Here is a 24,166-nt window from a genome sequence, read left to right as displayed (position 1 = left end):
CAATAAAGTTTTGTGCAGATCACATAACCAAAACGTTTCGGTTGTTACCCGAAACGTTTCGGATCAAGGATAGCGGTATCCCGAATCTGGAGACGCCTAATGGAAACTCGCTATCTGCGCCTTGAAAGCGCCACGACCGATGTCATTATCAAAACCCACCCGTTTGCGGAAATCATCTACTGGGGGCCGCATCTCCAGCATTTCTCAGCACAAGATGCCCAAAGCCTGATCCGCCCCGTTGCTAATGGCCGACTGGATGTGGATTCTCCGGTGACGCTGATGGCGGAATCCGGGCATGGCCTGTTTGGTTCGCCGGGGCTGGAAGGGCATCGCAATGGCCTCGACGGCTCGCCCATTTTTACCACCGTTGACGTGCAGCACAACGGGCAGAGCCTGACGCTTATCAGCGAGGACGAGGTCGCGGGGCTGCGCCTCACCAGTGAGCTTTATCTTGATGTCAGCGGTGTACTGCAGGTACGCCATGGTCTGACCAATCTGGCCGACTCGGCCTGGCAGGTGAATCGTCTGGCCGTTACGCTGCCGGTGGCGGAATACGCCCGCGACGTGATGGCGTTTCATGGACGCTGGATCCGCGAATTTCAGCCGCACCGCGTCACCCTCGAACACGACAGTTTTGTGATTGAAAACCGTCGCGGGCGCACCTCCCACGAACATTTCCCGGCGCTGATGACCGGCAGCCGCCATTTTAGTGAATCGCAGGGCAGCGTCTGGGGCGTGCATCTGGGCTGGAGCGGCAACCACCGCCTGCGTGCAGAGGTCAAAACCGACGGCCGTCGCTATGTTCAGGCCGAGGCGCTCTACCTGCCTGGCGAAATGGCGCTGGCAGTCGGGGAGACGTTATGGACGCCATGGCTTTACGGCAGCCACTCTTCGCAGGGGCTGAACGGCATGAGCCAGCAGTTCCATCAATTCCTGCGTGCCAACGTCATCCGCTTCGTCGACAACAAACCGCGCCCGGTGCATCTCAACACCTGGGAAGGTATCTATTTTGACCACAATCCGGCGTATATCATGAAGATGGCGGATGATGCAGCGGCACTTGGCGTAGAGCGTTTCATCATTGATGACGGCTGGTACAAAGGGCGTAATGACGACCTTGCCGCACTCGGCGACTGGTACCTGGATGAGGGAAAATACCCGGATGGGCTGCGGCCCGTTATCGACCATGTAAAAGCGCTGGGCATGGAGTTCGGCATCTGGATTGAGCCGGAGATGATCAGTCCGAACTCAGATTTGTACCGTGCCCACCCTGACTGGGTGCTGGCGCTGGAGGGCTATTCGCAGATCCTTGGCCGCCATCAGTTGGTCTTAAACATCACCCTTCCCGAGGCTTTTGATTATCTGCTGGCGCGCATGAGCTGGCTGCTTGGCGAGCATGAGATTGACTACGTGAAGTGGGACATGAACCGCGAGCTGGTGCAGCCGGGCCAGGGGCGCCGTGCCGCCGCGGATGCGCAAACCCACGCCTTTTATCGTTTGCTCGACACCCTACGTAGCCGGTTCCCGCACATTGAATTTGAATCCTGCTCGGCCGGAGGCGGGCGCATCGATTATGAGGTGCTGACCCGTTGCCATCGCTTCTGGGCGTCGGACAACAATGATGCCCTGGAACGTAATATCATCCAGCGCGGCATGGGTTATTTCTTCCCGCCGGAAGTGATGGGCGCGCACATTGGCAATCACCGCTGCCATGCGACGTATCGCCAGCACAGCATTGAATTCCGTGGCCTGACGGCATTGTTTGGTCATCTGGGGCTGGAGCTGGATCCGGTGAATGCGGATGCCAAAGAGCGTGAAGGTTATCGTCATTACGCCGCGCTGTATAAACAGTGGCGCGAAGTGATTCACAGCGGCACGCAGTGGCGCATTGATATGCCGGATAGCACCACGCTGGTACAAGGGATAGTGAGTCAGGATAAACGCCAGGCGCTGTACACCGTGAGCCAGCTTGCGATGCCGGACTATACGCTGCTGGCCCCCCTGCGGGTGGCCGGTCTGGAGGCACAGGCGCGGTATCGCATTACGCTTCTCGATCACCCGAACATCCGTATTACCGACGAGGGCGGGCACACCATGCGCCAGCTTCCGGCCTGGATGACGGCGCCGCAAATCGCTGGCGGAGAGTGGTTGATGCAGGCGGGGCTTGCGCTGCCGGTGCTCGATCCGGAAAGCGCTATTTTGGTAGGTTTTGAACGCGTGTGACCCTAACGGGGCCGCACTGCGGCCTCAACTCTGAGGATAATAATAATGAACACGACCCCCTGTACCCATAAAAACAACCCGACGTTCTGGATCTTTGGCTTATTCGTTTTCCTGTATTTTTTCATCATGGCCACCTGTTTTCCGTTCCTGCCTATCTGGCTCTCGGATGAAATTGGCCTCAGCAAAACCCACACTGGCATTGTCTTTTCCTGCATGTCGCTCTCGGCTATCTCTTTCCAGCCGATTCTGGGGGTGGTTTCTGACAAGCTTGGGCTGAAGAAAAATATGCTGTGGGTGATCGTCAGCATGCTGGTGCTGTTTGCCCCGTTCTTCCTGTATGTTTTCGCCCCGTTGTTGAAATTTAATATCTGGGCCGGTGCGCTGGCCGGGGGCTTATACATTGGCTTTGTCTTTTCTGCGGGCTCGGGGGCGATTGAAGCCTATGTGGAGAAGGTAAGCCGCCACAGCCATTTCGAATATGGTAAAGCACGCATGTTCGGCTGCCTGGGGTGGGGGTTATGCGCCTCGACGGCGGGCATCTTGTTCAGCGTTAACCCGGCGTTTGTCTTCTGGATGGGCTCGGCGGCAGCCGTCGTATTAATGGTGTTGCTGGCGCTGGCGAAAGTCACTTCGCAGGAAACGATCTCTTTTGCAGGCGACGGCAGCCGCCCATCAACCATTAACACCCGAATGGTCATCGACCTGTTCCGCATGAAAAAAATGTGGATGTTTATTCTGTACGTGGTGGGTGTGGCCTGCGTCTATGACGTGTTCGATCAACAGTTTGCCACCTTCTTTAAGTCCTTTTTCGATACCCCGCAGGCCGGCACAAAAGCCTTTGGTTTTACCACCACGGCTGGGGAACTCTGCAACGCGGTCATCATGTTCTGCTCGCCGTGGATCATTAACCGCATCGGTGCCAAAAACACGCTGCTGATTGCCGGGTTGATGATGACCACACGCATTATTGGTTCGTCGTTTGCCACCACGGTTTATGAAGTCATCGCGCTGAAAATGCTCCATGCGCTGGAAGTGCCGTTCCTGCTGGTGGGGGCGTTCAAGTACATCACTGGCGTCTTTGATACCCGACTGTCCGCCACTATCTACCTGATTGGCTTCAACTTTGCCAAACAGCTGGCGGCGATTTTCCTTTCGGCGTTTGCTGGCAATATGTATGACCGCATCGGCTTCCAGGACACCTATTTACTCCTCGGCTGTTTCGTTCTGGCCATCACGCTGCTCTCCGCCTTTACGCTCAGCGGCAGGCAACCTGCGGTGGTGGCGGGCAATACGCTGGAGGCGAGATAAAGCCGAAAAACGCAGCTCTTAGGGTGGCAAAACAGCATAAAGCTGTTTTAAAATGTAAGAATAGTTCTTACATCTGGAGCAGGTATGGCACGTACAATGACTGTAGATCTGGGCGATGAACTTCGTGAGTTTGTTGAGTCGCTGATCGCTACCGGGGATTATCGAACGCAAAGTGAAGTGGTTCGTGATTCCTTAAGACTGCTACGCGAGCAGCAGGCGCAATCGCGTTTAAATCAGCTAAGAGCGTTGTTAGCTGAAGGGCTGGAAAGCGGTGAAGCGAAAAAATGGGAGCAGGATGCTTTCCTCAGAAACATCAAAGCCAGGGTGGCGACAAAGGATGAGAGAGATTGAGTTAATATTCTGGCAATAGCTCTCCTGCGGGGCTGAGAGATCTCCACAAAAAAATGCGAGCACGGACAGTCCCCTCTCCTCTTTGGGGTGAGGGCAAGGGTGAGGGGAAGCATGCGGCTCTGGTGGTCATTCCGTTCACCTTATGTTCCTTGCTTTTCTATCGCTCCAGAACCCGTGAACGTGCCAGGGTGGTTCACCGCCACCACCCTGGCGACCCGGGCTCCCGGCCATCGCTTTAACTGCTGTGTTCTCATGGCGCAGTGTTATCGCTGCAAAACGTAATACCACAGGGGAGTCCTCAGCTCCCCCTGCGGGGAGCTATTACGTTTTTACGCCAGGTAAAACACTTCGTTAAGCTCTGCGCTCACCGGGCTATTGTCCGGGTTGGAGGGCATTACATCACTCATGTGTTTCCACCAGCGCTGGCAGACGTCGGTGTTGGCCACCGCGTTCCAGCGCTCTTCGGACTCAATTTCCACCGTCGCGAACAGCAGATTACGGGCTTTATCGAGATAAATGGCGTAATGGTGCGCGCCATGCGCTTTCAGCACCGCTTCCAGCTCGGGCCAGATGGGGTTATGGCGACGTTCATACTCTTCGTGTGCATTGGGGTTCACCTGCATCACAAAGGCTTTGCGGATCATAGTGCCTCCAGGTAGAGCTCGCGAACTTCGTCACGGCTGGCGGTGCGCGGGTTGCACGGTGCGCAGGGGTCCGCCAGCGCTTTGTCCAGCCAGCCTTCGATATCTTCTTTGGTGACGCCCAGCTTACTGAACCCAGAAGGAATGCCCACGCGCGCGCTGAGATCGCGAATCGCCTGAATCGCCGCCATGCTCGCCGCTTCGTCGCTCATCCCTTTAGTATCGACACCCATCGCCTGCGCCACGCGGGCAAAGCGGGCAACGGCATTCGGACGGTTAAAGTTTTCGATGATTGGCAGCAGGATGGCATTGCAGACGCCGTGCGGCAGGTTGTGCGTTGCGCCCGGCTGGTGGGCGAGGGCGTGAACCAGGCCCAGACCCGCGCTGTTAAACGCCATGCCCGCCAGGTACTGACCAAAGGCCATCTGCTCACGCGCTTCAATGTTATGACCGTCGTCGACGGCTTCAGGCAGCCACAGGTTGATCAGGCGAATGGCTTCCAGCGCGTTGGCATCGGTCAGCGGATGCGCGCCCACGGAAACATACGCTTCTACCGCGTGGGTGAGGGCATCCATCCCGGTTGCGGCGGTGACGGACGCCGGGATATCCAGCATCACGCTGGCATCGTCAACGGCAATATCCGGGATGATGTTCGGGTCGATGATGACCTCTTTCACCTGACGCGCAGAGTCAATGATGACCGCGTTGCTGGTCATCTCGGCAGCGGTTCCGGCGGTGGTGTTGATGGCGACCAACGGCACGCCCGCATTTGTCACTTTGCCCACTCCAGAGTAGGCCGTAGACGGGCCGGGGTTAGCGGTGAGGATTTTCACGGCTTTGGCAGTGTCGATCGGGCTGCCGCCGCCGAAAGCGATCACGTAATCGCAATCTGCAGCTTTGTACGCCGCATAGCCTTTTTGCACCAGCTCTTCGGTCGGATTAGGGAAGACGTCATCAAACAGGTGATAAGACATCTGATGTTCGTCGAGGGCAGCGAAAAGGCTGTCCAGCAGGCCGAGTTTGACCAGTTGCCCGTCGGTCACAATCAGTGCTTTACCCCACTGTTTGTTGGCGACCAGCTTGACCATATCACCGATAGCACCTGCGCCATGCAGGCTGATTTTGGGAAGGGCTAACATAAAGCTCATCATATTCTCCTTAACATTGATTTTGGGAAATCCAGTTCCCCTCACCCTAACCCTCTCCCCAAAGGGCGAGGGGACTGTCCGGTGCGGTCCCGTGCTCGGGAGCCAAACAACGGCTCAGCGCGGTTTTCACCCTCTCCCCAAAGGGGCGAGGGGACTGTCCGGTGCGGCCCCGTGCTCGGGAGCCAAACAACGGCTCAGCGCGGTTTTCACCCTCTCCCCTTTGGGGAGAGGGCAGGGGTGAGGGGCAAATTAAAGGCGCCTGCGCTGCATGATCCGGCGGTAGATAATCGGCAGTGAAATCACCACGATCAGCATCGCGCCGACGATAATCGACATCACAATGCCCGGCACGTTGAGCAGGCTCAGGCCAAAGGTCACCAGCCCCATCAGGAAGGCGGCAATCACCACGCCCACCATGCTGCCGGACCCGCCGAGGATATTGACCCCACCCAGCACCGCCATCGTTACTACCGCCAGTTCCCAGCCCATCGCAATCGTCGGGCGGGTACTGCCCAGGCGCGAGGTCAGCAATACCGACGCCAGGCCCGCCATTAACCCCACCAGGGCAAACAGGATCAGGTTGTGGCGCTTCACATTGATGCCGGAGTACCACGCGCCCGTTGGGTTGTTGCCGATGGCGTAAGTGCGGCGACCGAAGTTGGTACGATGCAGCAGGAAGGCGAATACGACGGCGAGAACAATAAACAGTGCAAACTCAAACGACAGTGCCCCAAAGACATAGCCCTGACCGAACCAGGCAAAGCTGTCCGGGTAAGCGTTAAGCGCCTGATCGCCGAGCAGGATGTAGGTGATGCCACGGTACAGGCTCATAGTGCCGATGGTGATGACGATGGACGAGAGGTTAAAGCGCGTCACCAGCAGGCCATTGAACAACCCGCACAGCAGACCCACACCCAAGCCGACGCAGACCAGCAGCGGCGTGTCCAGGCCCGCTGCGGCGCAGAAGCCCATCACCGTGGAACTCAGCGCGATGGTGGACGCCACCGACAGGTCAATTTCACGGGCAATAATCAGCATCGCCATCGGCAGCACGATGATCGCCTTTTCCGTGAAGTTGAAGGTGGCGTCAGAAAGGTTCCAGATATTCAGGAAATAGGGCGAGGCCAGCGAGTTGGCTATGAACACGGCCAGCGTCACCGCCAGTAAAAAGCCTTCCCAGCAGAGCACGCGCTGCCAGAAGGGGGTTGCGGTGGGAACCTTGTTCACCGCATTGGACGTCAGCATTTTGGTCATGATTTCACCGCCACTTTCTGTCGCGCCAGGGCCGCATCGCGCAGGATAAGACGCCCTTTGCGTTTGTTGCCACGTTCATTCAGCAGAACCGCAATGACAATCACCGTGCCGGAGATCGCCATCTGCCAGAAGGGGGAAACACCGATGACGGGCAGCGCGTTGTTGATGACGCCGAGGAACAGCGCACCCAACAAACAACCCAGCACCCGGCCTGTTCCGCCCATGGTACTGATGCCGCCAATCACACAGGCTGCCACGACCTGCAGTTCAAAACCGTTAGCCACGTCGACATACGCCACGGCGAAGCGGGAAATCCACAGGTAACCGCAAAACCCCGCCAGCGCACCGGACAGGCAGAAACTGACGAACTGCATTTTCCCGGCGTTGATCCCGGTGTAGTACGCCGCCGTGGCGTTGCCGCCTGCGGTGTAGAGGGCGCGCCCTGTCCGGCTGTAGCGCAGGAAATAGCCCACCACCAGCAGCGCGGCAATCGCACACCAGCTCAACAGCGGTAAACCGAGCAGAGAGGCGCGCGGCAGGCCGAGGAAGTCGGCGCTCATCTGGTGGGAGTTGATCCAGCCGCCGTCCGAGAGCAGGAAGATAATGCCGCGATAAATACTCATGGTGCCGAGCGTGACCACGATGGCCGGAATGCCCATCTTCCAGACCAGCAGGCCGTTGATCATCCCCATGACCAGTCCGAGCGCGGTTGCCAGAATCAGCAGTGCCCAAACCGGAATGGCTGGGTAGTGGAAATTCAGCAGGGCAACAATCATGCCGGTCAGCGCGAGGTTTGCCGCCATCGACAAATCAATGCCTTTGGTCAGCAGGACCATCATCTGCCCGAGCGCGAGGATGATAAGAATGGAGGTGTCGTTAAACATCTCCACCAGGTTACCGGGGCCGATAAACGACGGCACGCGGCTGCCGATGGCGAGCACCATCAGCACGATCACACCGCCCAGCAGGGCTTCGCGGTGTTTCAGGAGTTGTTGCCACATTATGCTGCCTCCTTACCGGCGCCGCTGGCGGCGCTGACGATGGTTTCCGCTGTCGCCTCACCGGCCTGATACTCTGCGACCATCAGCCCTTCGTGCATCACGATGATCCGGTCCGCCATGCCCATCACTTCCGGCAGCTCCGACGACACCATAATCACCGCCAGCCCGTGGGAGACCAGTTCAGACATAAACTGATGCACCGCCGCTTTCGAGCCGATATCAATGCCTTTGGTCGGTTCGTCGAGGATGATGACGTCCGGGTGAGTGGCGAGCCATTTGCCAATGACGACTTTTTGCTGGTTGCCGCCGGAGAGCGTTTCAACCGCCTGTTTCCAGCTAAAGGCCTTCACCTGCAGGCGTTTGGCATATTCATCCGCCAGCGCCCACTCTTTGGCATCGTTGAGCACGCCGTTGGGGTTGAGTTTGCCAAGCTGCGGCAGGCTGATGTTCTGGGCAATCGGCATTTCGATAATCGCCCCCTGCTTCTGCCGCTCTTCCGGCACGCAGACAATCCCGGCCTGAATCGCATCCGCAGGCTGGCGGAAACGTACCGTTTTGCCATTGAGCACAATTTCGCCAGAGGAAGGGCGGGAAACACCAGAGAGCGCCTGCATTAACTCGGTACGCCCGGCACCCACCAGCCCATAGAAGCCGAGGATTTCCCCTTTACGCAGGGAGAAGTCAATATGGGCGAACTCGGTAGGATGGCAGAGGTCTTTGACTTCCAGCACCGTGTCGCCCCTTTCGCAGGCGACTTTCGGGTAGGTCTGGGTAATGGCACGCCCCACCATCATCGCCACCATGCGCTCTTCGGTGATCTCCTGCATGGCGCCGGAGCCGATGTACACGCCGTCGCGCAGAATGGTGTAGTAGTCCGCCAGGGCGAAGATTTCATCAAACTTGTGCGAGATAAACAGGATGGCTTTGCCCTCTTGTTTTAATCGCTCAACGATTTGATAAAACTCCAGAATTTCATGTTGCGACAGGGCGGCGGTAGGTTCGTCGAGAATAACCACCTGCGCTTCAAACGACAGCGCACGGGCAATCGCCACCATATGACGCTGGGCGATGCTCAGCGTTTTGAGCGTGGCACGTGGGTCAATCTGCACTTCGAGGCGGGTCAGAATATCCCGCGCTTTCTGGTGCATGGTGGGCCAGTCGAGCTTTTTCAACAGACCTTTATAGATGTACTGACCGACGAAAATATTCTCCGTAACGGACAGTTCGTCGAACAGCACGGTTTCCTGGTGTATGGCGGTGATCCCCACCTTGTGCGCAGATTCCGGGGTCGGAAGCTGAATGGGAATGGCTTTATAAAGGATTTCGCCCTCTTCAGGCTGGTAAATACCGGTCATGACTTTGACCAGCGTGGACTTGCCCGCGCCATTTTCGCCGATGAGGGCGGTGACGCTACCGGGCCAGAGGTCGAGCTGTACGTTCTCAAGAGCACGCACACCAGGGAAGATCTTGGTGATGCCCTTGAGCGACAGCAGGGGTGTGGATGCCGTCATGATGTTCTCCATATATCCCCTCTCATCTCGGGAAAGGGTCACAGTGAGGGCGGCGTGCGGCCTGATGCCCTCACCCCGACCCTCTCCCACTGGGAGAGGGAGAAGGGATTAGAAAATTTTCGAGAACTTATCAATGTTGCTGGCATCGTAAACGAACGGCTCTGCCATTGCGCCACTGCCGTCAGCATCCAGTTTCACCTTGCCGAGTTTGCCCATATTGGCCTCGGTTTTGGTTGCTGTGCCTTTAACCAGATCATCCGCCAGGTAGGTTGCGGCGTAGCCCAGATCGATCGGGTTCCAGATAGCGAAGCTTTTCGTTGCCCCGGATTTGACCGCTCCCGCCATTTCAGACGGCAGGCCCAGGCCGGTGACATACACTTTGCCAATCTTGCCCTGGTCTTTTACCGCCTGTGCCGCGGCCACAATACCCACGGAAGACGGGGAGACAATCACTTTCAGGTCCGGGTAAGATTTGAGCAGGCCGACCGCTTCGCGGTAGCTCTTATCGGAGAGATCGTCACCGTAGGCGACGGTCACCAGATTGACAGACGGGTACTTCGGCAGCACCTTTTTCATCTCTTCAATCCAGATATTCTGGTTGGTAGAGGTTGGCGTTGCGCTGAGGATCGCTACATCGCCTTTTTCCACATTCAGCGCTTTCAGCGCATCGGCCGCCAGCTTGACGTTGGTTTCGCCAATCAGGGCATTGTTAGACGGGTTCAGGTGAATCTGACGCCCGCCTTTCGCCACCCCGGAATCCCAGGAGACGACTTTAATGCCACGCTGCATGGCTTTTTTCAGTACCGGGACCACGGCATCCGGATCGTTCGCGGAAATGGCGATCGCATCCACGCCCTGAGCGATCAGGCCGTTAAGCACTTCGATCTGTGCTTCTGCGGTGGTGGTGGTGGGACCGGTATAGATAACTTTGACATCACCTAACTCTTTGGCGGCTTCCTGCGCGCCGGTGTTTGCTGCTTCAAAAAAACCATTTCCTAATGATTTCGCTACGAGCGCGATTTTGACTTCTGCTAAAGCGGAACCGGACAACGCCAGAGCGGCAACGGTGAGGATTAAGCTTGTCTTTATTTTCATTGCTTTTACTCCACTGAGTTAGATTCCCGTCGTCTTTCACATTGCAGGTGCGTTGGCGTTCTCACGAACCCCAGTCACTTACTCTTGTAAGCTCCTTGGGATTCGCTGCGACGCCGCCTTCCTGCACTGCGAAATCCATAGGGAATAGATTGTTTGCAGGTAACAGAGTTTCCCCTTCGGATCGTTGCCCGAAGGGGTTATTAGACGTTCTTATTGGTACAGCTCTAGCGCACTGGCCAGCGGGGTGACGCCAAAGCGTTTACCCAGCGCGATCAACTCTTCCCGGGTGATGGTCTGTTTCATGCCCCCCATGGAATAGACTTTTACCAGCACTTCTGCGGATTTCTCCGCGGTATCGATGAGACCAAAGGTTTCATCAAGATTGGGGCCGCTGCCGAAGACGCCGTGGAACGGCCACAGCACCAGAGAATGCGTATTCATGGCCTCTGCGGTAGCCTGACCGATTTCATCAGTACCCGGAACCATCCACGGCAGAATGCCGACGCCATCCGGGAAGACCACCAGACATTCGGTGCTCCCTTCCCATAGTTTGCGGGTAATAAGGTCAGAATCATTTTCCAGCACGTAGGTCAGGGCGATCAGGTTAGTGGCATGACAGTGCATGATGACACGATCTTTGCCATCGGTGGCCTTGATGCGCTCGCAGTGTGACAGGAAGTGGGCCGGCAGTTCAGAGGTCGGCACCGCTTCGTTCGTCAGACCCCATAGAATGTGGTAGCCCGCGCCGTCGCTGTCCACTTTGACCACGCCGAGGTTGGCGGTCGGATCGAGCTGGACGTTACGGAAGAATTTGCCGGAACCGGTAACGATAAACGGCGTGTTGGCGAGCAGCGGCATCGGCTGGCTCAGCGCGATGTAACGCGGCTCAGCATGAAAATCAGCTTCATACGGGGCGATGTCCGCATCATCCAGACGCAGCGTGAGGTTGCCGCCGTTGCGCTCATCCCAGCCTTTGAGCCAGGCATCAGAGGTCGCTTTGATCATGCCCTGGGTGAACCAGGAATCGGTAATGGTCTGCATAGTCTTATGGTTCCTGTTGTATCGGTGAGGTTTTTCCCCTCACCCTAACCCTCTCCCCAAAGGGGCGAGGGAACTGTCAGTGCGGTTTTCTCCCTCTCACCCCGTAGGGGGGAGGGAACTGTTCGGTTTTCTCCCTCTCCCTTTTAGGGAGAGGGCCGGGGTGAGGGTCAATCACCCACGCTTGTTTAATATCTCTTTCTCATACGCACGCACGCTCTCCAGCCACTGGCTGCCGGCCGGGGTGTCGTGACGCTGGCAATACATCTCCCACACGGCCTGCCACGGTAAGCATTTCTGCTCTTCCAGCAGCGCCAGGCGCGCGGTGTAATCACCGTCTGCTTCCAGTTGGCGCAGTTGCTCAACCGGCTCCAGCAGGGCGCGTAGCAGGGCTTTTTTCATGTTGCGGGTGCCGATCACCCAGGCGGCGATACGGTTGATAGAGGCATCAAAGAAATCGAGGCCAATGTGCACACGGTCGAACAGGTTGTGGCGTACGATCTCGCTGGCGATCGCCTGGGTTTCGTCATCCAGCAGGACGACGTGGTCGCTATCCCAACGTACCGGGCGGCTGACGTGCAGCAGCAGGCGCGGCACATAGAGCATGGCGGCGGAAATTTTGTCGGAAATCACTTCGGTTGGATGGAAGTGACCGGCGTCCAGACACAGGGCGGTCTGGCGGCTGGCGGCATAGCCCAGGCAGAATTCGTTGGAGCCGACGGTATAGCTCTCCGCCCCAATACCGAACAGTTTGCTTTCCACAGCGTCGATGTGGTGAGCCTGGTCGAACTTCTCGCTCAGCGCTTCGTCAAGGGCTGCCATCAAACGCTGGCGCGGCGCCAGGCGATCAACGGTGATGTCTTTCATGCCATCCGGCACCCAGATGTTCATCACTGATGGGGTTCCCAGTTGCTCACCGAAGTAGGCAGAAACGCGGCGGCTGGCTTTCACATGATCAATCCAGAACTGGCGAATCTCGTCGTTCGCATGAGAGAGAGTAAACCCGTCTGCGCTGAGCGGATGCGAGAAACAGGAGGGGTTGAAATCCAGACCCAGTTTGTTGGCTTTTGCCCACTCCACCCAGTTTTCGAAGTGCTCAGGCTTGATGGCATCGCGGCTGACTGACGTGCCGGCCTCGTGGTAAATCGCGTGCAGATTCAGGCGTTTCGGGCCGGGGATCAGGCTCAGTGCCTGCTCCAGATCCGCTCGCAGCTCGGTGGCGTTACGCGCTTTGCCTGGGTAATTACCCGTTGCCTGGATGCCGCCGGTCAGGCTGCCTTCCGGGTTTTCAAAACCGGCGACGTCATCACCCTGCCAGCAGTGCATGGAGACCGGCAGCCTGTCGAGCTGGCGCAGCGCCTCTTCGACATCAATGCCTACCGCGGCGAAACGCTGTTTAGCAATTTCCCAGGCTTGTTCAAGTTGAGTGGTCATGCGCAAAGCTCCTTAGTCTGTCGTTTTTGCTGAAACCGCACGACGTAGCGGGCAATTTCGTTATCAGGATTCGGGGTGTAAGTGGTCAGCGCGTAGCTGGCGGTCACCACCTCACGGAACATGTCGACGCTGGTGAGTTCATTGAGCGTCATCAGTTGCACACCGATGTTGCCGAGGGTCGAGGCTTCAATGGGGCCAGCCACTACCGGCAAGCCGCAGGCGTCGGCGCAAAGCTGGTTCAAAAGCTGGTTCTGGCAGCCGCCGCCCACAATATGCAATTGCGTGAAGGGCGTGCCGCGAAGCAGGGCCAGTTCACCGAGGATGTCGGCGTAGAGCAGCGCCAGGCTGTCAAAAATGCAGCGTGCCAGTTCGGCATCGCTTTGTGGGACAGGCTGGTGGCTTTCGCGACAGGCGGCCTGGATCTCGTCACTCATATTGAGCGGGTTAATAAAGCGCTCATCATTGGGATTGATGACGAAACCGCAGGAGGGCAGGGCACGGGCGTCGGCAATCAGCGCAGGCAGGTCGTCTACGTTGCGCTCTTTCAGCACCCGCTGGAGCAACCACAGGCCCATGATATTTTTCAATACCCGGTAGCGGCCTTCAGCCCCGCCTTCATTGGTAATGTTGGCCGCCAGCGCATCGTCACCGGTATAAGGCGTGGTGCTTTCAAAGCCCATCAACGACCAGGTGCCGGAAGAGAGGTAAGCGGAATCGGCATGTTTAAGCGGTGAGGCGATGACCGCGCTGGCGGTGTCATGACTGGCAACGCCCACCACCGGGATGGCTTCACCCTGCGGGCTTTGCCAGTGTCCAATCATGTTACCGGGATGCGTCGGTGTGCCAAACCAGGACGCGGGCGCCCCCGTCCAGTTAAGCAGCGTCTCGTCCCAGCTGTCGGTTTCAATATTCACCAGTTGGGTGGTGGTGGCGTTGGTGTATTCCCAATTCAGTTTGCCGGTCAGGCGGAAGCTGAAATAATCGGGGATCAGCAAGGCATGCGCGACGGAGGTCATCACCTCCGGTTGCTGTTGGGCGAGGGCGCGAAGCTGATACAGGGTATTGAAGGGGAGAAACTGGATCCCACTGCGGCGGTAGATATTGGCTTTGCCAAGCTGCTCCTGCGCGCAGGACATGATGCCATCGGTGCGATGGTCGCGATAAGAGATGGGTAATCCGACGCGCTCCCCATGCTTATCGATCAGCACATAATCAACGCCCCAGGTATCGATACCGATGCTGTCGATGGTCACCCCCTCGGCACAGGCTTTTTCCAGCCCCAGGCAGATTTCATCTTCGAGCGCATCGATATCCCAACAGTCGACGCCGTGCTTTTTCTCCAGATAGTTGGCAAAGCGGTGAACTTCACGCAGCGTGAGCGTCCGCTGTTCTGTCGCGTAGCAGGCCAGCATTACCCGACCGCTGGAGGCACCTAAATCGACGGCGACACAATGGCGAAAAGTCATGGTGAGGTCCTTGTGAGAGTGGTTACCCCCAGTCTAAAAAAAGGACGTCGTTGTAACCTTCTTGCCAATGACAGCCCTCTGACGGGACTGGCAAGAAAGCAAAGGTGAAAGTGAGGGAGTTCACAATTTCCAGTAAAAGCGGCGGATTTAAAGGGTGTGACGCATGCCGCAATTCCTGATCTTTCCTGCCTTTTCTTGAAAAACCGACAGGCTTTGCCACGTTTGCGGTTAAAAATTCAAGGTGCGATTGACCACCCTTAATTACTATTTTGAGAACATTTCTCATTAGTGAGTGGGGCAATCATGACCGTATTACACAGCGCGGATTTTTTTCCTTCGGGCATCACGCCAGTTGCTATCGAACCGCGATTGCCCCAGGCGGCGTTTCCTGAACATCATCATGATTTTCATGAGATTGTGATTGTTGAGCACGGCACCGGTATTCATGTGTTTAACGGTCAGGCATATACCATCAGCGGTGGAACGGTCTGTTTCGTTCGCGATCACGACAGGCACTTATATGAACATACTGACAACCTTTGCCTGACCAATGTGCTCTATCGCTCACCGGATGCGTTTACGTTCCTCGCCGGGTTAAACGAACTCTTGCCGCAGGAGCAGGATGGGCATTACCCCTCCCACTGGCGTGTTAATCAGTGTGTCCTGCAGCAGGTGCGGCAGATTATTGGTCAGATGGAAACCCTGGGTGAGGCGCTGGATATGCCGACTACCGCCAACCGCGAAATTCTCTTTATGCAGTTGCTGGTGCTGCTGCGTAAAAGCAGTCTGGAGGAGGGGGCGTTCAGTAATGATGCGCGGCTTAATCAGTTAATGTCCTGGCTTGAGGACCATTTTGCCGAAGAGGTGTGCTGGGAGTCACTGGCAGATCGCCACGCGCTGTCGCTGCGGACTCTGCATCGTCAACTCAAAAGCTATACCGGGCTGACCCCGCAGCGCTATCTCAACCGGCTGCGACTCATCAAGGCACGCCATATGTTACGTCACGGCGACGATAGCATTACGGATATCGCTTATCGCTGCGGTTTCGGCGACAGTAACCACTTTTCGACCCTTTTTCGCCGCGAATTCAACTGGTCGCCGCGCGATATTCGTCAGGGGCGTGATGTGCAATTGCAATGACGGTAACGAGAAGGCTGTCACCGATTTTTCGTCGCAAATCAGCTAATACTTATCGGTTGTTTAAGGCTGAGGTGACGTCGTGGCAAGCCAGTTAATTCTTCGTAGCGCCGATTTTTTCCCCCGGCCCGGGCAGACCGTTGCCGTGGCGGATCGCTATCCGCAAAATGTGTTTGCCGAGCATACGCATGAGTTTTATGAGCTGGTGCTGGTCTGGCGTGGCAACGGCTTGCATGTGCTCAACGACCGGCCCTATCGCATCACCCGTGGCGATCTGTTTTACATCCGCGCGCAGGACAAACACTCCTATGCCTCGGTCAACGATCTGGTCCTGCAAAATATCATCTACTGCCCCGATCGCTTGTCGCTCAATCTTGACTGGGCCGCGCATATTCCCGGCCTGAATGATGAACAGTGGACCTCGCACTGGCGCATTGGCAGCACCGGAATGACCCAGGCGCGGCAGGTGATCACGCAGCTCGAACAGGAAAGTAGCAAAAATGATCCGCTGGCGAACGCCATGGCGGAAGCCTTATTCGCTCAGTTGGTCATGACCCTTAAACGCCATCGCTTTGCCGCTGATAACCTCGCCGCCGCTAACAGCGAACCGCTGCTGGATAAACTTATCACTGCGCTTTCAGGCAGTCTCAATCGCAGCTTCCTGCTGGAGCAGTTTTGTGAACAGGAGCGGTGCAGCGAGCGCGCGCTACGTCAGCAATTTCGCACCCAGACCGGGATGACCATCAACCACTACCTGCGCCAGCTGCGGATTTGCCACGCGCAGTACCTGTTGCAACATACGGAGTTGATGATAGGTGAGGTATCTACCCGTTGTGGCTTTGAAGACAGCAATTACTTTTCGGTGGTTTTTACCCGTGAAACCGGCATGACGCCCAGTCAGTGGCGGCAGCGCCATAACGAAGCGGCATAGAATCCTTGCCACCCGACATTTCCTTATGCCGCATAGACTTGTTTACATAACAGAATGTTATAACCATAATAAAACTACGGCATTGATAAACATTTTCAATAGCATTTAACTAACTATAATGAACCAACTGCTTACGCGGCGTTAACATACCCGCCGCCCGACAATAATGGAGATTAGTATGAGCTATACACTGCCATCCCTGCCGTACGCCTACGATGCACTTGAGCCTCATTTCGACAAGCAGACGATGGAAATCCATCACACTAAACACCACCAGACCTACGTTAACAACGCCAATGCGGCGCTGGAAAGCCTGCCAGAATTCGCTAACCTGTCTGCGGAAGAGCTGATCACCAAACTGGATCAACTGCCGGCTGACAAAAAAACCGTTCTGCGTAACAACGCGGGCGGTCACGCTAACCACAGCCTGTTCTGGAAAGGCCTGAAAAAAGACACCACCCTGCAGGGCGACCTGAAAGCCGCTATCGAGCGTGACTTCGGTTCCGTTGATAACTTCAAAGCTGAATTTGAAAAAGCAGCAGCAACCCGCTTCGGTTCTGGCTGGGCGTGGCTGGTGCTGAAAGGCGACAAACTGGCTGTGGTTTCTACCGCTAACCAGGATTCCCCGCTGATGGGTGAAGCGATTTCTGGCGCGTCTGGCTTCCCGATCGTGGGCCTGGACGTGTGGGAACACGCTTACTACCTGAAATTCCAGAACCGCCGCCCGGACTACATCAAAGAGTTCTGGAACGTGGTGAACTGGGACGAAGCAGCAGCACGTTTCGCTGCTAAGAAGTAATGTTTCGTTAAATTTCCCGTGGTAACGCGGGAGATTTCAGCCCTCACTGATGCTGTCAGTGGGGGCTTTTTTATGGCTGCAACTCAGCGTCAAGATGTAAAGAAACGCTGATCTGATAAAAATGAAATATAGTTTTGATTTTGCATGTGAGATCACTTTTCTGAGTGTGACGACGTTCTAGCATTTCGCTATCAGCGCTGGAAACGCTCCTGAAAATGGGCGAGATGGCGCACAAAAAATCACTGATGTATTACAGGTGGCGATATGCAAATCAAACGTGCAATTGAAAAAATCCCGGGTGGGATGATGCTGGTTCCTCTGTTTCTGGGGGCGCTGTGCCATACCTTCTCACCGGGTGCCGGGAAGTATTTTGGTTCCTTCACCAATGGCATGATTACCGGTACCGTGCCCATTCTGGCGGTGTGGTTTTTCTGCATGGGCGCCTCCATTAAGCTCAGCGCGACGGGTACGGTATTGCGCAAGTCCGGTACCCTGGTGGTGACGAAAATCGCCGTGGCCTGGGTGGTTGCAGCGGTGACCTCACGTTTGATTCCCGCTCACGGTGTGGAGGCGGGCTTCTTTGCCGGGCTGTCGACGCTGGCGCTGGTGGCCTCGATGGACATGACCAACGGCGGGCTGTATGCCTCCATCATGCAGCAGTACGGCACCAAAGAAGAGGCCGGGGCGTTTGTGCTGATGTCTCTCGAATCGGGTCCGCTGATGACAATGGTTATCCTTGGCACGGCAGGAATTGCTTCGTTTGAACCGCATGTGTTTGTCGGTGCGGTGCTGCCCTTCCTGATTGGCTTTGGGCTGGGTAACCTCGACCCCGAATTACGGGAATTTTTTACCCGCGCGGTGCAGACGCTGATCCCCTTCTTTGCCTTTGCGCTCGGCAACACCATTGATTTAAGCGTTATCGCCCAGACCGGCCTGCTCGGTATTCTGCTTGGGCTGGCGGTGATTGTGATAACCGGTATTCCATTGATTATTGCTGACAAGCTGATCGGTGGCGGGGACGGAACCGCAGGGCTTGCTGCCTCAAGCTCTGCCGGTGCGGCGGTCGCAACGCCGGTGCTGATTGCTGAGATGGTGCCAGAGTTTAAAGCGATGGCACCGGCCGCGACCGCATTGGTGGCCACATCGGTTATTGTGACCTCCATTCTGGTGCCGATCCTGACCTCTGTCTGGTCACGTAAAGTGAAAGGGGATGCGGCAGAAGCCGAGTTGCGCGGTGCGGTGAAATAGCGTGGATCTTTAAAAGAGAAACCGGCCTGGCAGGCCGGTTTTTTGTTAGTGGCGTATACCAAAAATCTCATCAACCTGCGCACACTCGGCTTGCGTTAACTCACCGCCAAAATTACGCGAAGTGGCGCCGCAATAGTTAAATTTCCGCGAAACTACCGTTTTGATGGTGGTGACAAAATCCTCGCCAATCGTGTAAATCGACATGAACTTGCCTATTTCACGTTGGGCGTCATGCAAGGCCGCCAAATCGTTTTGTTTCCACGCCTCACGCGCGTTGACGAACAGCTCTGGCATCACATTATTTAATCCAGAGATGACTCCCGCGCCGCCTGCCAGCAGGTTTGGAATAAAATACTCGTCATAACCCGAAAGCACCGCGAAATCCTCACGGATTTTTTCAGTCGCCAGAATGATATTACGGGTATGCGACTGGCAATCGACCGTGTCTTTGATACCCGCAAAGTTCGGGAATTCTGCTGCCAGCGTTGCCACCAGTTCTGGCGTTAGATCGCAGCCAGTGCGTGCCGGGAAGTTATAGGCGAACCATTTGCCGCTCAACCGTTGCCCCAGGTGACGGAAATAACTTAACAACTGTGCCGGCGATTGTCCGTAGTAATAGGGCGGCAGCACCATCACAGCTTGATAGCCGGTGTGGAAGGCTTCATTTGCCATCCGCTCTACATCATTCATGCAGGTCGAGGAGACGTTCGCGACCAGGGTGCCGGCAGTCATGCCGCGTGCTTCACGAATCAGCATCAGGCGCTCGTCAAGCGTGAAAGAGGCAAACTCCCCGATGCTCCCCATCAGCAAGACCACATCAATTCTGGCATCGGTCAGGCGTGCAATATGCTGCCTCAGTCCGTTCAGATCGACTTTACCGTCGGGCGTCATGGGGGTAATGGACGGGCACCAGACGCCGAAAAATTCATTTTCAGTCTTCACGTCACTGTCTCCTTGAATGTGAAATAGCGTTTCAGTTATTCAATTAAGAGATAGCACGTCCCGGCGGAGGGCACGCGAACCGGTGTCTCATTTCTGCACGATTTTGCAGTAAAAAGTGTGGTGTAATACCCGAACAATTCTAGCGGCTGGGGGAAAAGATGCGGCATCCGGTTAATGTTTATACAGGGAAAATAAAGGATTATGTGGGCGGTAAGCCCAGTGCTATCGCTAAACTCCAGGTCGACGGGGAGTTAACCTTAACGGATCGTGGTCTGGTGGGGGATGAACAGGCGGAAAAGGTGATTCATGGCGGGCCGGACAGAGCGCTTTGCCATTATCCGCGAGAGCATTATGCTTTCTGGCGTCAAACGTTCCCTGACGACGAGGCGCTCTATTACGCCCCCGCCTTCGGTGAAAATCTGTCGACGGAAGGGCTGACGGAACGGAATGTTTTTATCGGTGATATTTTTCGCTGGGGAGAGGCCCTGATTCAGGTGACGCAGCCGCGATCGCCCTGCTATAAACTCAACTTTCACTTTAACGTCAGCGACATGGCGTCGCAAATGCAGGCCAGTGGGCGCGTAGGCTGGCTGTATCGGGTGATTGCGGGTGGAAAGGTGCCAGCTGACTCACCGCTGGAGCTGGTGTCTCGTACCAGCGATGTCAGCGTTCAGGACGCCGCGGCTATTGCCTGGCATATGCCGTTCGATGACGACCAGTACCGTCATTTGCTCTCTGCGGCCGGTCTCTCAGCAAGCTGGGCCAGAACGATGCAGAAGCGTCGTTTAAGTGGGGTTATCGAGGATAATTCGCGAAGATTGTGGGGAAAATAAACCCGACGTCCCTCTCCTTGCAGAGAGGGAAATCGGATCTTTATGCGCGTTTGTACAGCGGCAGCCAAATCGTTAAACGTAATCCCCCCAGCGGGCTGTCGTCGGCTTTCACCCAACCACGGTGCTGCTGAATGGCAGTTTCTACGATAGCCAGCCCCAGTCCCGTGCCCCCTGATTCGCGATCGCGCGCCTCGTCGGTACGGTAGAAAGGACGGAAAATCTGCTCTCTGTCTTCCGGGCTGACGCCAGGGCCATCGTCATCCACGTTGATGGTGATGCCCTCTTTGTCGACCGAGAAGTTCACTTCAATTTTGGTGTGTGAATAGCGCAGGGCGTTACGCACGATATTCTCCAGCGCACTTTCCAGCGCGTTGGGGTTACCGTACAGCGGCCACGGGCCTGGCGGGAAGTTCACCGTCAGCGTTTTGCCCACCTGCTCGGCTTCAAATGCGGCGTTATCCAGTACCTCATTCCACAGATGGTTCGCCTTCACGGTTTCGCTCACCAGCGCGGCTTTCTGCTGATTGCGCGACATCACCAAAAGATCGTTGATCATACTGTCGAGTCGCTGCGCTTCCGTTTCAATACGTTCCAGCTCTTTACTCTCACCACTGCGGCGACGCAGAAGGGCGGTACCCAACTGTAAGCGCGTGAGCGGTGTACGTAGCTCATGAGAGATGTCAGAAAGCAGACGCTGCTGTGACGTCATCATTCGCTCCAGCGCGGTGACCATCTGGTTAAAGCTGGCCCCGGCAGCAATGAACTCCTGTGGCCCGGCTTCCAGCTCCGGCCGCTGTCGTAAATTGCCTTGTGCCACTTCATCCGCCGCATTTTTCAACTTACGCGCTGGCCTTGCGAGGCTCCACGCCAGCCAGAGCAACAGCGGTGAGCTGATGAGCATGGTAACGATAAGCAGCAACAGCGGGCGGTCAAACAACAGGTTAATAAAGTCAGACTGAGAGTTGCTGGCAGGGCGGATAAGATAGAGCTGGTAATTATCTTCCCCGTCCCGGACGGAGAAGGGCCCTACCATCTCCACCCGACCATACTTTTTCTTTTGTGGGTGATCAGAGTTATCCGCCTGACCAATAAAATTGCGGATAATCTGCATTTCATTGCGTTCTGCGCCAATGACGCGGCCTTCGCTGGTGACCAGCAGCAGGCGTTGCCCCGGCGGAGCCCATTTATCGATAGCGCGGAATAATCTGCGCCACCACATCAGGTCATTAGGGGGATCGTTGACCAGTTCCGCCTCGACGTGCTGCTCAATCATCACGCCCTGACGCTGCTCGCTGTCGAGCAATTCCGTCATCTGGCGTGAATCCAGTTTTGGCACCATCAGGACCAGCATTAACACTAACGCCAGCGTCAGCCAGAAAATGGCGAAGATGCGGGCGGTCAAACTTCCTATCATGTAGCGGATACCATCAAATAGCCGCGGCCACGCAAGGTTTTAAACCACGGGTGACCGTCTTTGCGGTCCGGCAGTTTGCGGCGCAGGTTAGAGATATGCATGTCGATGGCGCGGTCAAACGGCGTCAGACGTTTACCCAGCACTTCCTGGCTTAAATGTTCGCGCGAGACAACTTGTCCCAGATGCTGTGCGAGCAGATAAAGCAGGGTGAATTCAGTGCCGGTGAGTTCAAGCGACTGACCATCGAAACTGGCTTCCTGGCGGCCTGGGTTGAGGCTAAGGCCATCCACTTCCAGCGTCGGTGAGCCGTTGTCGGTGTTCTGTTGCTGTTCGCTCCAGTGCGAGCGGCGCAAAATGGCGCGGATACGCGCGACCAGTTCGCGATCGTTAAACGGTTTCGGCAAATAGTCGTCCGCGCCCAGCTCAAGGCCGAGTACGCGATCCAGCTCGCTGCCGCGTGCCGTCAACATAATGACGGGTGTCTGGTGTGTCTGGCGTAGCTCTTTAAGGGTGTCGATACCATTTTTCTTCGGCATCATGACGTCGAGCAAAAGCAAATCGATGCTGTCATCAAGGAGGTTGAGCGCCTGCTCCCCATCATGGGCAACCTGCACATTAAAACCTTCCATGTCGAGCAGCTCTTTTAACAGGGATGTAAGCTCTCGGTCATCATCTACTAAAAGAATCTTATTCATTGTTTAAATACCTCCGAGGCAGAAATTACGTCATCAAGAGTCGCTAATCCATGACTTTACGTTGTTTTACACCCCCTGACGCATGTTTGCAGCCTGAATCGTAGACTGATTCTCGTTGATTCGCGACACATAAGATTTTGGGAGCAAATGATGCGCATTGTTACCGCTGCCGTCATGGCCTCAACACTGGCGCTCAGTACGGTTGGCCAGGCTGCTGAAGTCGTAACAGGCGATAACTGGCACCCGACTGATGGCATCGCGCAGCGTAACGGTCAGAACCATATGTTTGACGGCATAAATTTAACCGAGCATCAGCGTCAACAGTTGCGCGATTTGATGCAGCAGGCACGGCACGACCAGCCCCCTGTTAATGTTAGCGAAGTGGAGGCAATGCACCGCCTTATCACCGCAGAAAATTTTGATGAAACCGCCGTGCGGAATCAGGCAGAAAAAATGGCGCAGGAACAGATAGCGCGTCAGGTTGAGATGGCGAAAGTCCGCAACCAGATGTATCACCTGCTAACGCCTGAGCAGCAAGCGGTTTTGAACCAGAAGCATCAACAACGGATGACCCAACTGCGCGAAGTCGCGCAAATGCAGCAAGGTTCGCCGTTGAAGTTCTTCAGTAGCAGTAGTACCCAGCGTTCCCAGTAATGAACCCTGTTTTCCTTGCCATAGACACCATCCCTGTCTTCCCCCACATGATGTGGGGGTTTTTTTTGCCCCAAATTCAGACCCTTGATTTTCCGCCTGTGAAGTCGCCTTTCGTTATACTACCCACTGCACACAGTGGGAGCCTCTATGAATGAATCTTATGGGCGTCTGGTCAGCCGCGCTGCCATCGCAGCCACGATCATGGCGTCGTCATTATTGGTGATTAAAATCTTTGCGTGGTGGTACACCGGATCGGTAAGTATTCTGGCGGCGCTGGTGGATTCGCTGGTGGATATTGCCGCCTCGCTAACCAATCTGTTGGTGGTGCGTTATTCACTGCAACCGGCAGATGATGAACATACCTTTGGTCATGGAAAAGCGGAATCGCTCGCCGCGCTGGCGCAAAGTATGTTTATCTCCGGTTCAGCACTGTTCCTGTTTTTGACCGGCATTCAGCATCTGGCTAACCCGGAACCGATGTTCTCACCCGGTATAGGGATGATCGTCACGCTGATTGCTTTAGTCAGCACTGTGATCCTTGTCACCTTTCAGCGTTGGGTAGTGAGAAAAACCCAGAGTCAGGCGGTAAGGGCAGATATGCTTCATTATCAATCTGATGTTATGATGAACGGTGCAATTTTGGTCGCTTTGTGGCTGTCGTGGTATGGCTGGCATAGGGCGGATGCCCTGTTTGCTTTGGGCATCGGTTGTTATATTTTATACAGCGCATTACGTATGGGATATGACGCCGTTCAGTCTTTGCTGGATCGGGCGTTACCGGATGAAGAACGGCAGGATATTTTCAATATCGTCACCACCTGGCCGGGCGTCAGTGGTGCCCACGATCTTCGTACCAGGCAGTCCGGTCCTACACGGTTCATTCAAATCCATCTGGAGATGGAAGATAACCTTCCGCTGGTTCAGGCGCATATCGTCGCCGAACAGGTGGAACAGGCAATCCTGCAGCGTTTTCCCGGGTCAGATGTCATTATTCATCAGGATCCCTGCTCGGTAGTACCTCAAGGACGATAAGCGCGTTGCTG

22 protein-coding genes are annotated in these 24,166 nt (G+C 55.8%); 10 read left to right on the top strand and 12 right to left on the bottom strand.

The window, feature by feature from the left end; all coding sequences use genetic code 11:
• The first annotated feature begins 99 nt into the window (after window positions 1–99).
• The 3 genes from ACUY4Q_RS23695 to ACUY4Q_RS23685 all read left to right on the top strand — a co-directional run bounded on the left by ACUY4Q_RS23695 (window position 100) and on the right by ACUY4Q_RS23685 (window position 3,882).
• The gene (locus tag ACUY4Q_RS23695; RefSeq protein ID WP_458045048.1) at window positions 100–2,223 is read left to right on the top strand and encodes an alpha-galactosidase; all 2,124 of its coding nucleotides are present in this window, start codon (window positions 100–102) and stop codon (window positions 2,221–2,223) included.
• Window positions 2,224–2,268: 45 nt separating this feature from the next.
• The gene (locus ACUY4Q_RS23690; protein ID WP_458045047.1) at window positions 2,269–3,531 is read left to right on the top strand and encodes an MFS transporter; all 1,263 of its coding nucleotides are present in this window, start codon (window positions 2,269–2,271) and stop codon (window positions 3,529–3,531) included.
• An 84-nt stretch (window positions 3,532–3,615) separates the two neighbouring features.
• On the top strand, window positions 3,616–3,882 hold the full coding sequence (locus tag ACUY4Q_RS23685) for a type II toxin-antitoxin system ParD family antitoxin (protein ID WP_458045046.1): 267 nt from the start codon (window positions 3,616–3,618) through the stop codon (window positions 3,880–3,882).
• A 329-nt stretch (window positions 3,883–4,211) separates the two neighbouring features.
• Here the strand turns inward: ACUY4Q_RS23685 and rhaM are convergent, their stop codons facing one another.
• From rhaM to rhaB, 9 genes are all read right to left on the bottom strand, one after another.
• Window positions 4,212–4,526, bottom strand: coding sequence for an L-rhamnose mutarotase (gene rhaM / locus ACUY4Q_RS23680; RefSeq protein ID WP_458045045.1), 315 nt, complete (start codon window positions 4,524–4,526; stop codon window positions 4,212–4,214).
• The gene (fucO, locus tag ACUY4Q_RS23675; protein WP_458047433.1) at window positions 4,523–5,671 is read right to left on the bottom strand and encodes a lactaldehyde reductase; all 1,149 of its coding nucleotides are present in this window, start codon (window positions 5,669–5,671) and stop codon (window positions 4,523–4,525) included. The genes rhaM and fucO overlap by 4 nt, the downstream gene beginning before the upstream one ends.
• Window positions 5,672–5,920: 249 nt before the next feature.
• Window positions 5,921–6,916, bottom strand: a complete 996-nt coding sequence (locus tag ACUY4Q_RS23670) for an ABC transporter permease (RefSeq protein WP_458047432.1) — start codon at window positions 6,914–6,916, stop codon at window positions 5,921–5,923.
• A gap of 5 nt (window positions 6,917–6,921) precedes the next feature.
• A complete protein-coding gene (locus ACUY4Q_RS23665; protein ID WP_458045044.1) occupies window positions 6,922–7,926 on the bottom strand; it encodes an ABC transporter permease in 1,005 nt (334 codons plus the stop codon).
• Window positions 7,926–9,437, bottom strand: a complete 1,512-nt coding sequence (locus tag ACUY4Q_RS23660; protein ID WP_458045043.1) for a sugar ABC transporter ATP-binding protein — start codon at window positions 9,435–9,437, stop codon at window positions 7,926–7,928. Before ACUY4Q_RS23660 ends, ACUY4Q_RS23665 begins: the two co-directional genes overlap by 1 nt.
• A 108-nt stretch (window positions 9,438–9,545) precedes the next feature.
• Entirely contained in the window at window positions 9,546–10,532 is a 987-nt protein-coding gene (rhaS, locus tag ACUY4Q_RS23655) for a rhamnose ABC transporter substrate-binding protein (protein ID WP_458045042.1), read from the bottom strand.
• A gap of 210 nt (window positions 10,533–10,742) precedes the next feature.
• Window positions 10,743–11,573, bottom strand: coding sequence for a rhamnulose-1-phosphate aldolase (gene rhaD / locus ACUY4Q_RS23650; protein WP_458045041.1), 831 nt, complete (start codon window positions 11,571–11,573; stop codon window positions 10,743–10,745).
• A 171-nt stretch (window positions 11,574–11,744) separates the two neighbouring features.
• Window positions 11,745–13,004: an L-rhamnose isomerase gene (locus ACUY4Q_RS23645; RefSeq protein ID WP_458045040.1), complete on the bottom strand. Its 1,260-nt coding sequence runs from the start codon at window positions 13,002–13,004 to the stop codon at window positions 11,745–11,747.
• A complete protein-coding gene (gene rhaB, locus ACUY4Q_RS23640) occupies window positions 13,001–14,470 on the bottom strand; it encodes a rhamnulokinase (RefSeq protein ID WP_458045039.1) in 1,470 nt (489 codons plus the stop codon). Before rhaB ends, ACUY4Q_RS23645 begins: the two co-directional genes overlap by 4 nt.
• 303 nt (window positions 14,471–14,773) lie before the next feature.
• Here rhaB and rhaS (ACUY4Q_RS23635) point away from each other — a divergent pair, with 303 nt between their 5' ends.
• The 4 genes from rhaS (ACUY4Q_RS23635) (at window position 14,774) to kdgT (ending at window position 18,585) form a co-directional block, all read left to right on the top strand.
• Window positions 14,774–15,610, top strand: a complete 837-nt coding sequence (rhaS, locus tag ACUY4Q_RS23635; RefSeq protein ID WP_458045038.1) for an HTH-type transcriptional activator RhaS — start codon at window positions 14,774–14,776, stop codon at window positions 15,608–15,610.
• Window positions 15,611–15,689: 79 nt separating this feature from the next.
• The gene (gene rhaR, locus ACUY4Q_RS23630) at window positions 15,690–16,538 is read left to right on the top strand and encodes an HTH-type transcriptional activator RhaR (protein ID WP_458045037.1); all 849 of its coding nucleotides are present in this window, start codon (window positions 15,690–15,692) and stop codon (window positions 16,536–16,538) included.
• Between the two features lie 178 nt (window positions 16,539–16,716).
• Window positions 16,717–17,337 (top strand): superoxide dismutase [Mn], encoded by a 621-nt coding sequence (gene sodA / locus ACUY4Q_RS23625; RefSeq protein ID WP_458045036.1) that lies wholly within the window; start codon window positions 16,717–16,719, stop codon window positions 17,335–17,337.
• A 264-nt stretch (window positions 17,338–17,601) separates the two neighbouring features.
• On the top strand, window positions 17,602–18,585 hold the full coding sequence (gene kdgT / locus ACUY4Q_RS23620; protein WP_458045035.1) for a 2-keto-3-deoxygluconate transporter: 984 nt from the start codon (window positions 17,602–17,604) through the stop codon (window positions 18,583–18,585).
• 45 nt (window positions 18,586–18,630) lie between these two features.
• Here kdgT and ACUY4Q_RS23615 read toward each other — a convergent pair whose 3' ends face one another.
• Entirely contained in the window at window positions 18,631–19,527 is an 897-nt protein-coding gene (locus tag ACUY4Q_RS23615; RefSeq protein ID WP_458045034.1) for a dihydrodipicolinate synthase family protein, read from the bottom strand.
• Window positions 19,528–19,685: 158 nt separating this feature from the next.
• Here ACUY4Q_RS23615 and yiiM point away from each other — a divergent pair, with 158 nt between their 5' ends.
• Window positions 19,686–20,360: a 6-hydroxyaminopurine reductase gene (gene yiiM, locus ACUY4Q_RS23610; protein ID WP_458045033.1), complete on the top strand. Its 675-nt coding sequence runs from the start codon at window positions 19,686–19,688 to the stop codon at window positions 20,358–20,360.
• Window positions 20,361–20,400: 40 nt separating this feature from the next.
• Here the strand turns inward: yiiM and cpxA are convergent, their stop codons facing one another.
• Window positions 20,401–21,774: an envelope stress sensor histidine kinase CpxA gene (cpxA, locus tag ACUY4Q_RS23605; RefSeq protein ID WP_458045032.1), complete on the bottom strand. Its 1,374-nt coding sequence runs from the start codon at window positions 21,772–21,774 to the stop codon at window positions 20,401–20,403.
• Complete coding sequence (gene cpxR / locus ACUY4Q_RS23600) at window positions 21,771–22,469, bottom strand: envelope stress response regulator transcription factor CpxR (protein WP_458045031.1); 699 nt, start codon at window positions 22,467–22,469, stop codon at window positions 21,771–21,773. Before cpxR ends, cpxA begins: the two co-directional genes overlap by 4 nt.
• 150 nt (window positions 22,470–22,619) lie before the next feature.
• Between cpxR and cpxP the strand changes: the two genes are divergently transcribed.
• Both cpxP and fieF read left to right on the top strand, forming a co-directional pair.
• Entirely contained in the window at window positions 22,620–23,123 is a 504-nt protein-coding gene (cpxP, locus tag ACUY4Q_RS23595) for a cell-envelope stress modulator CpxP (RefSeq protein ID WP_458047431.1), read from the top strand.
• A 147-nt stretch (window positions 23,124–23,270) separates the two neighbouring features.
• Entirely contained in the window at window positions 23,271–24,155 is an 885-nt protein-coding gene (gene fieF / locus ACUY4Q_RS23590; RefSeq protein ID WP_458045030.1) for a CDF family cation-efflux transporter FieF, read from the top strand.
• Window positions 24,156–24,166: the final 11 nt, after the last annotated feature.

Source organism: Phytobacter cepae, assembly GCF_054165735.1.
This window is presented reverse-complemented; position numbering and strand designations above follow the sequence as displayed.

What these genes read in the sequence shown, in the direction of transcription:
- sodA (WP_458045036.1), top strand. Translation starts at nt 16,717, where the DNA reads ATGAGCTATACACTGCCATCCCTGCCGTACGCCTACGATGCACTTGAG.
- rhaM (WP_458045045.1), bottom strand. Translation starts at nt 4,526, where the DNA reads ATGATCCGCAAAGCCTTTGTGATGCAGGTGAACCCCAATGCACACGAA.
- rhaB (WP_458045039.1), bottom strand. Translation starts at nt 14,470, where the DNA reads ATGACTTTTCGCCATTGTGTCGCCGTCGATTTAGGTGCCTCCAGCGGT.
- ACUY4Q_RS23685 (WP_458045046.1), top strand. Translation starts at nt 3,616, where the DNA reads ATGGCACGTACAATGACTGTAGATCTGGGCGATGAACTTCGTGAGTTT.
- cpxR (WP_458045031.1), bottom strand. Translation starts at nt 22,469, where the DNA reads ATGAATAAGATTCTTTTAGTAGATGATGACCGAGAGCTTACATCCCTG.
- fieF (WP_458045030.1), top strand. Translation starts at nt 23,271, where the DNA reads ATGAATGAATCTTATGGGCGTCTGGTCAGCCGCGCTGCCATCGCAGCC.
- ACUY4Q_RS23695 (WP_458045048.1), top strand. Translation starts at nt 100, where the DNA reads ATGGAAACTCGCTATCTGCGCCTTGAAAGCGCCACGACCGATGTCATT.
- kdgT (WP_458045035.1), top strand. Translation starts at nt 17,602, where the DNA reads ATGCAAATCAAACGTGCAATTGAAAAAATCCCGGGTGGGATGATGCTG.
- ACUY4Q_RS23665 (WP_458045044.1), bottom strand. Translation starts at nt 7,926, where the DNA reads ATGTGGCAACAACTCCTGAAACACCGCGAAGCCCTGCTGGGCGGTGTG.
- rhaS (WP_458045038.1), top strand. Translation starts at nt 14,774, where the DNA reads ATGACCGTATTACACAGCGCGGATTTTTTTCCTTCGGGCATCACGCCA.
- yiiM (WP_458045033.1), top strand. Translation starts at nt 19,686, where the DNA reads ATGCGGCATCCGGTTAATGTTTATACAGGGAAAATAAAGGATTATGTG.
- ACUY4Q_RS23660 (WP_458045043.1), bottom strand. Translation starts at nt 9,437, where the DNA reads ATGACGGCATCCACACCCCTGCTGTCGCTCAAGGGCATCACCAAGATC.
- fucO (WP_458047433.1), bottom strand. Translation starts at nt 5,671, where the DNA reads ATGAGCTTTATGTTAGCCCTTCCCAAAATCAGCCTGCATGGCGCAGGT.
- ACUY4Q_RS23690 (WP_458045047.1), top strand. Translation starts at nt 2,269, where the DNA reads ATGAACACGACCCCCTGTACCCATAAAAACAACCCGACGTTCTGGATC.
- rhaD (WP_458045041.1), bottom strand. Translation starts at nt 11,573, where the DNA reads ATGCAGACCATTACCGATTCCTGGTTCACCCAGGGCATGATCAAAGCG.
- ACUY4Q_RS23670 (WP_458047432.1), bottom strand. Translation starts at nt 6,916, where the DNA reads ATGCTGACGTCCAATGCGGTGAACAAGGTTCCCACCGCAACCCCCTTC.
- ACUY4Q_RS23645 (WP_458045040.1), bottom strand. Translation starts at nt 13,004, where the DNA reads ATGACCACTCAACTTGAACAAGCCTGGGAAATTGCTAAACAGCGTTTC.
- rhaS (WP_458045042.1), bottom strand. Translation starts at nt 10,532, where the DNA reads ATGAAAATAAAGACAAGCTTAATCCTCACCGTTGCCGCTCTGGCGTTG.
- cpxA (WP_458045032.1), bottom strand. Translation starts at nt 21,774, where the DNA reads ATGATAGGAAGTTTGACCGCCCGCATCTTCGCCATTTTCTGGCTGACG.
- cpxP (WP_458047431.1), top strand. Translation starts at nt 22,620, where the DNA reads ATGCGCATTGTTACCGCTGCCGTCATGGCCTCAACACTGGCGCTCAGT.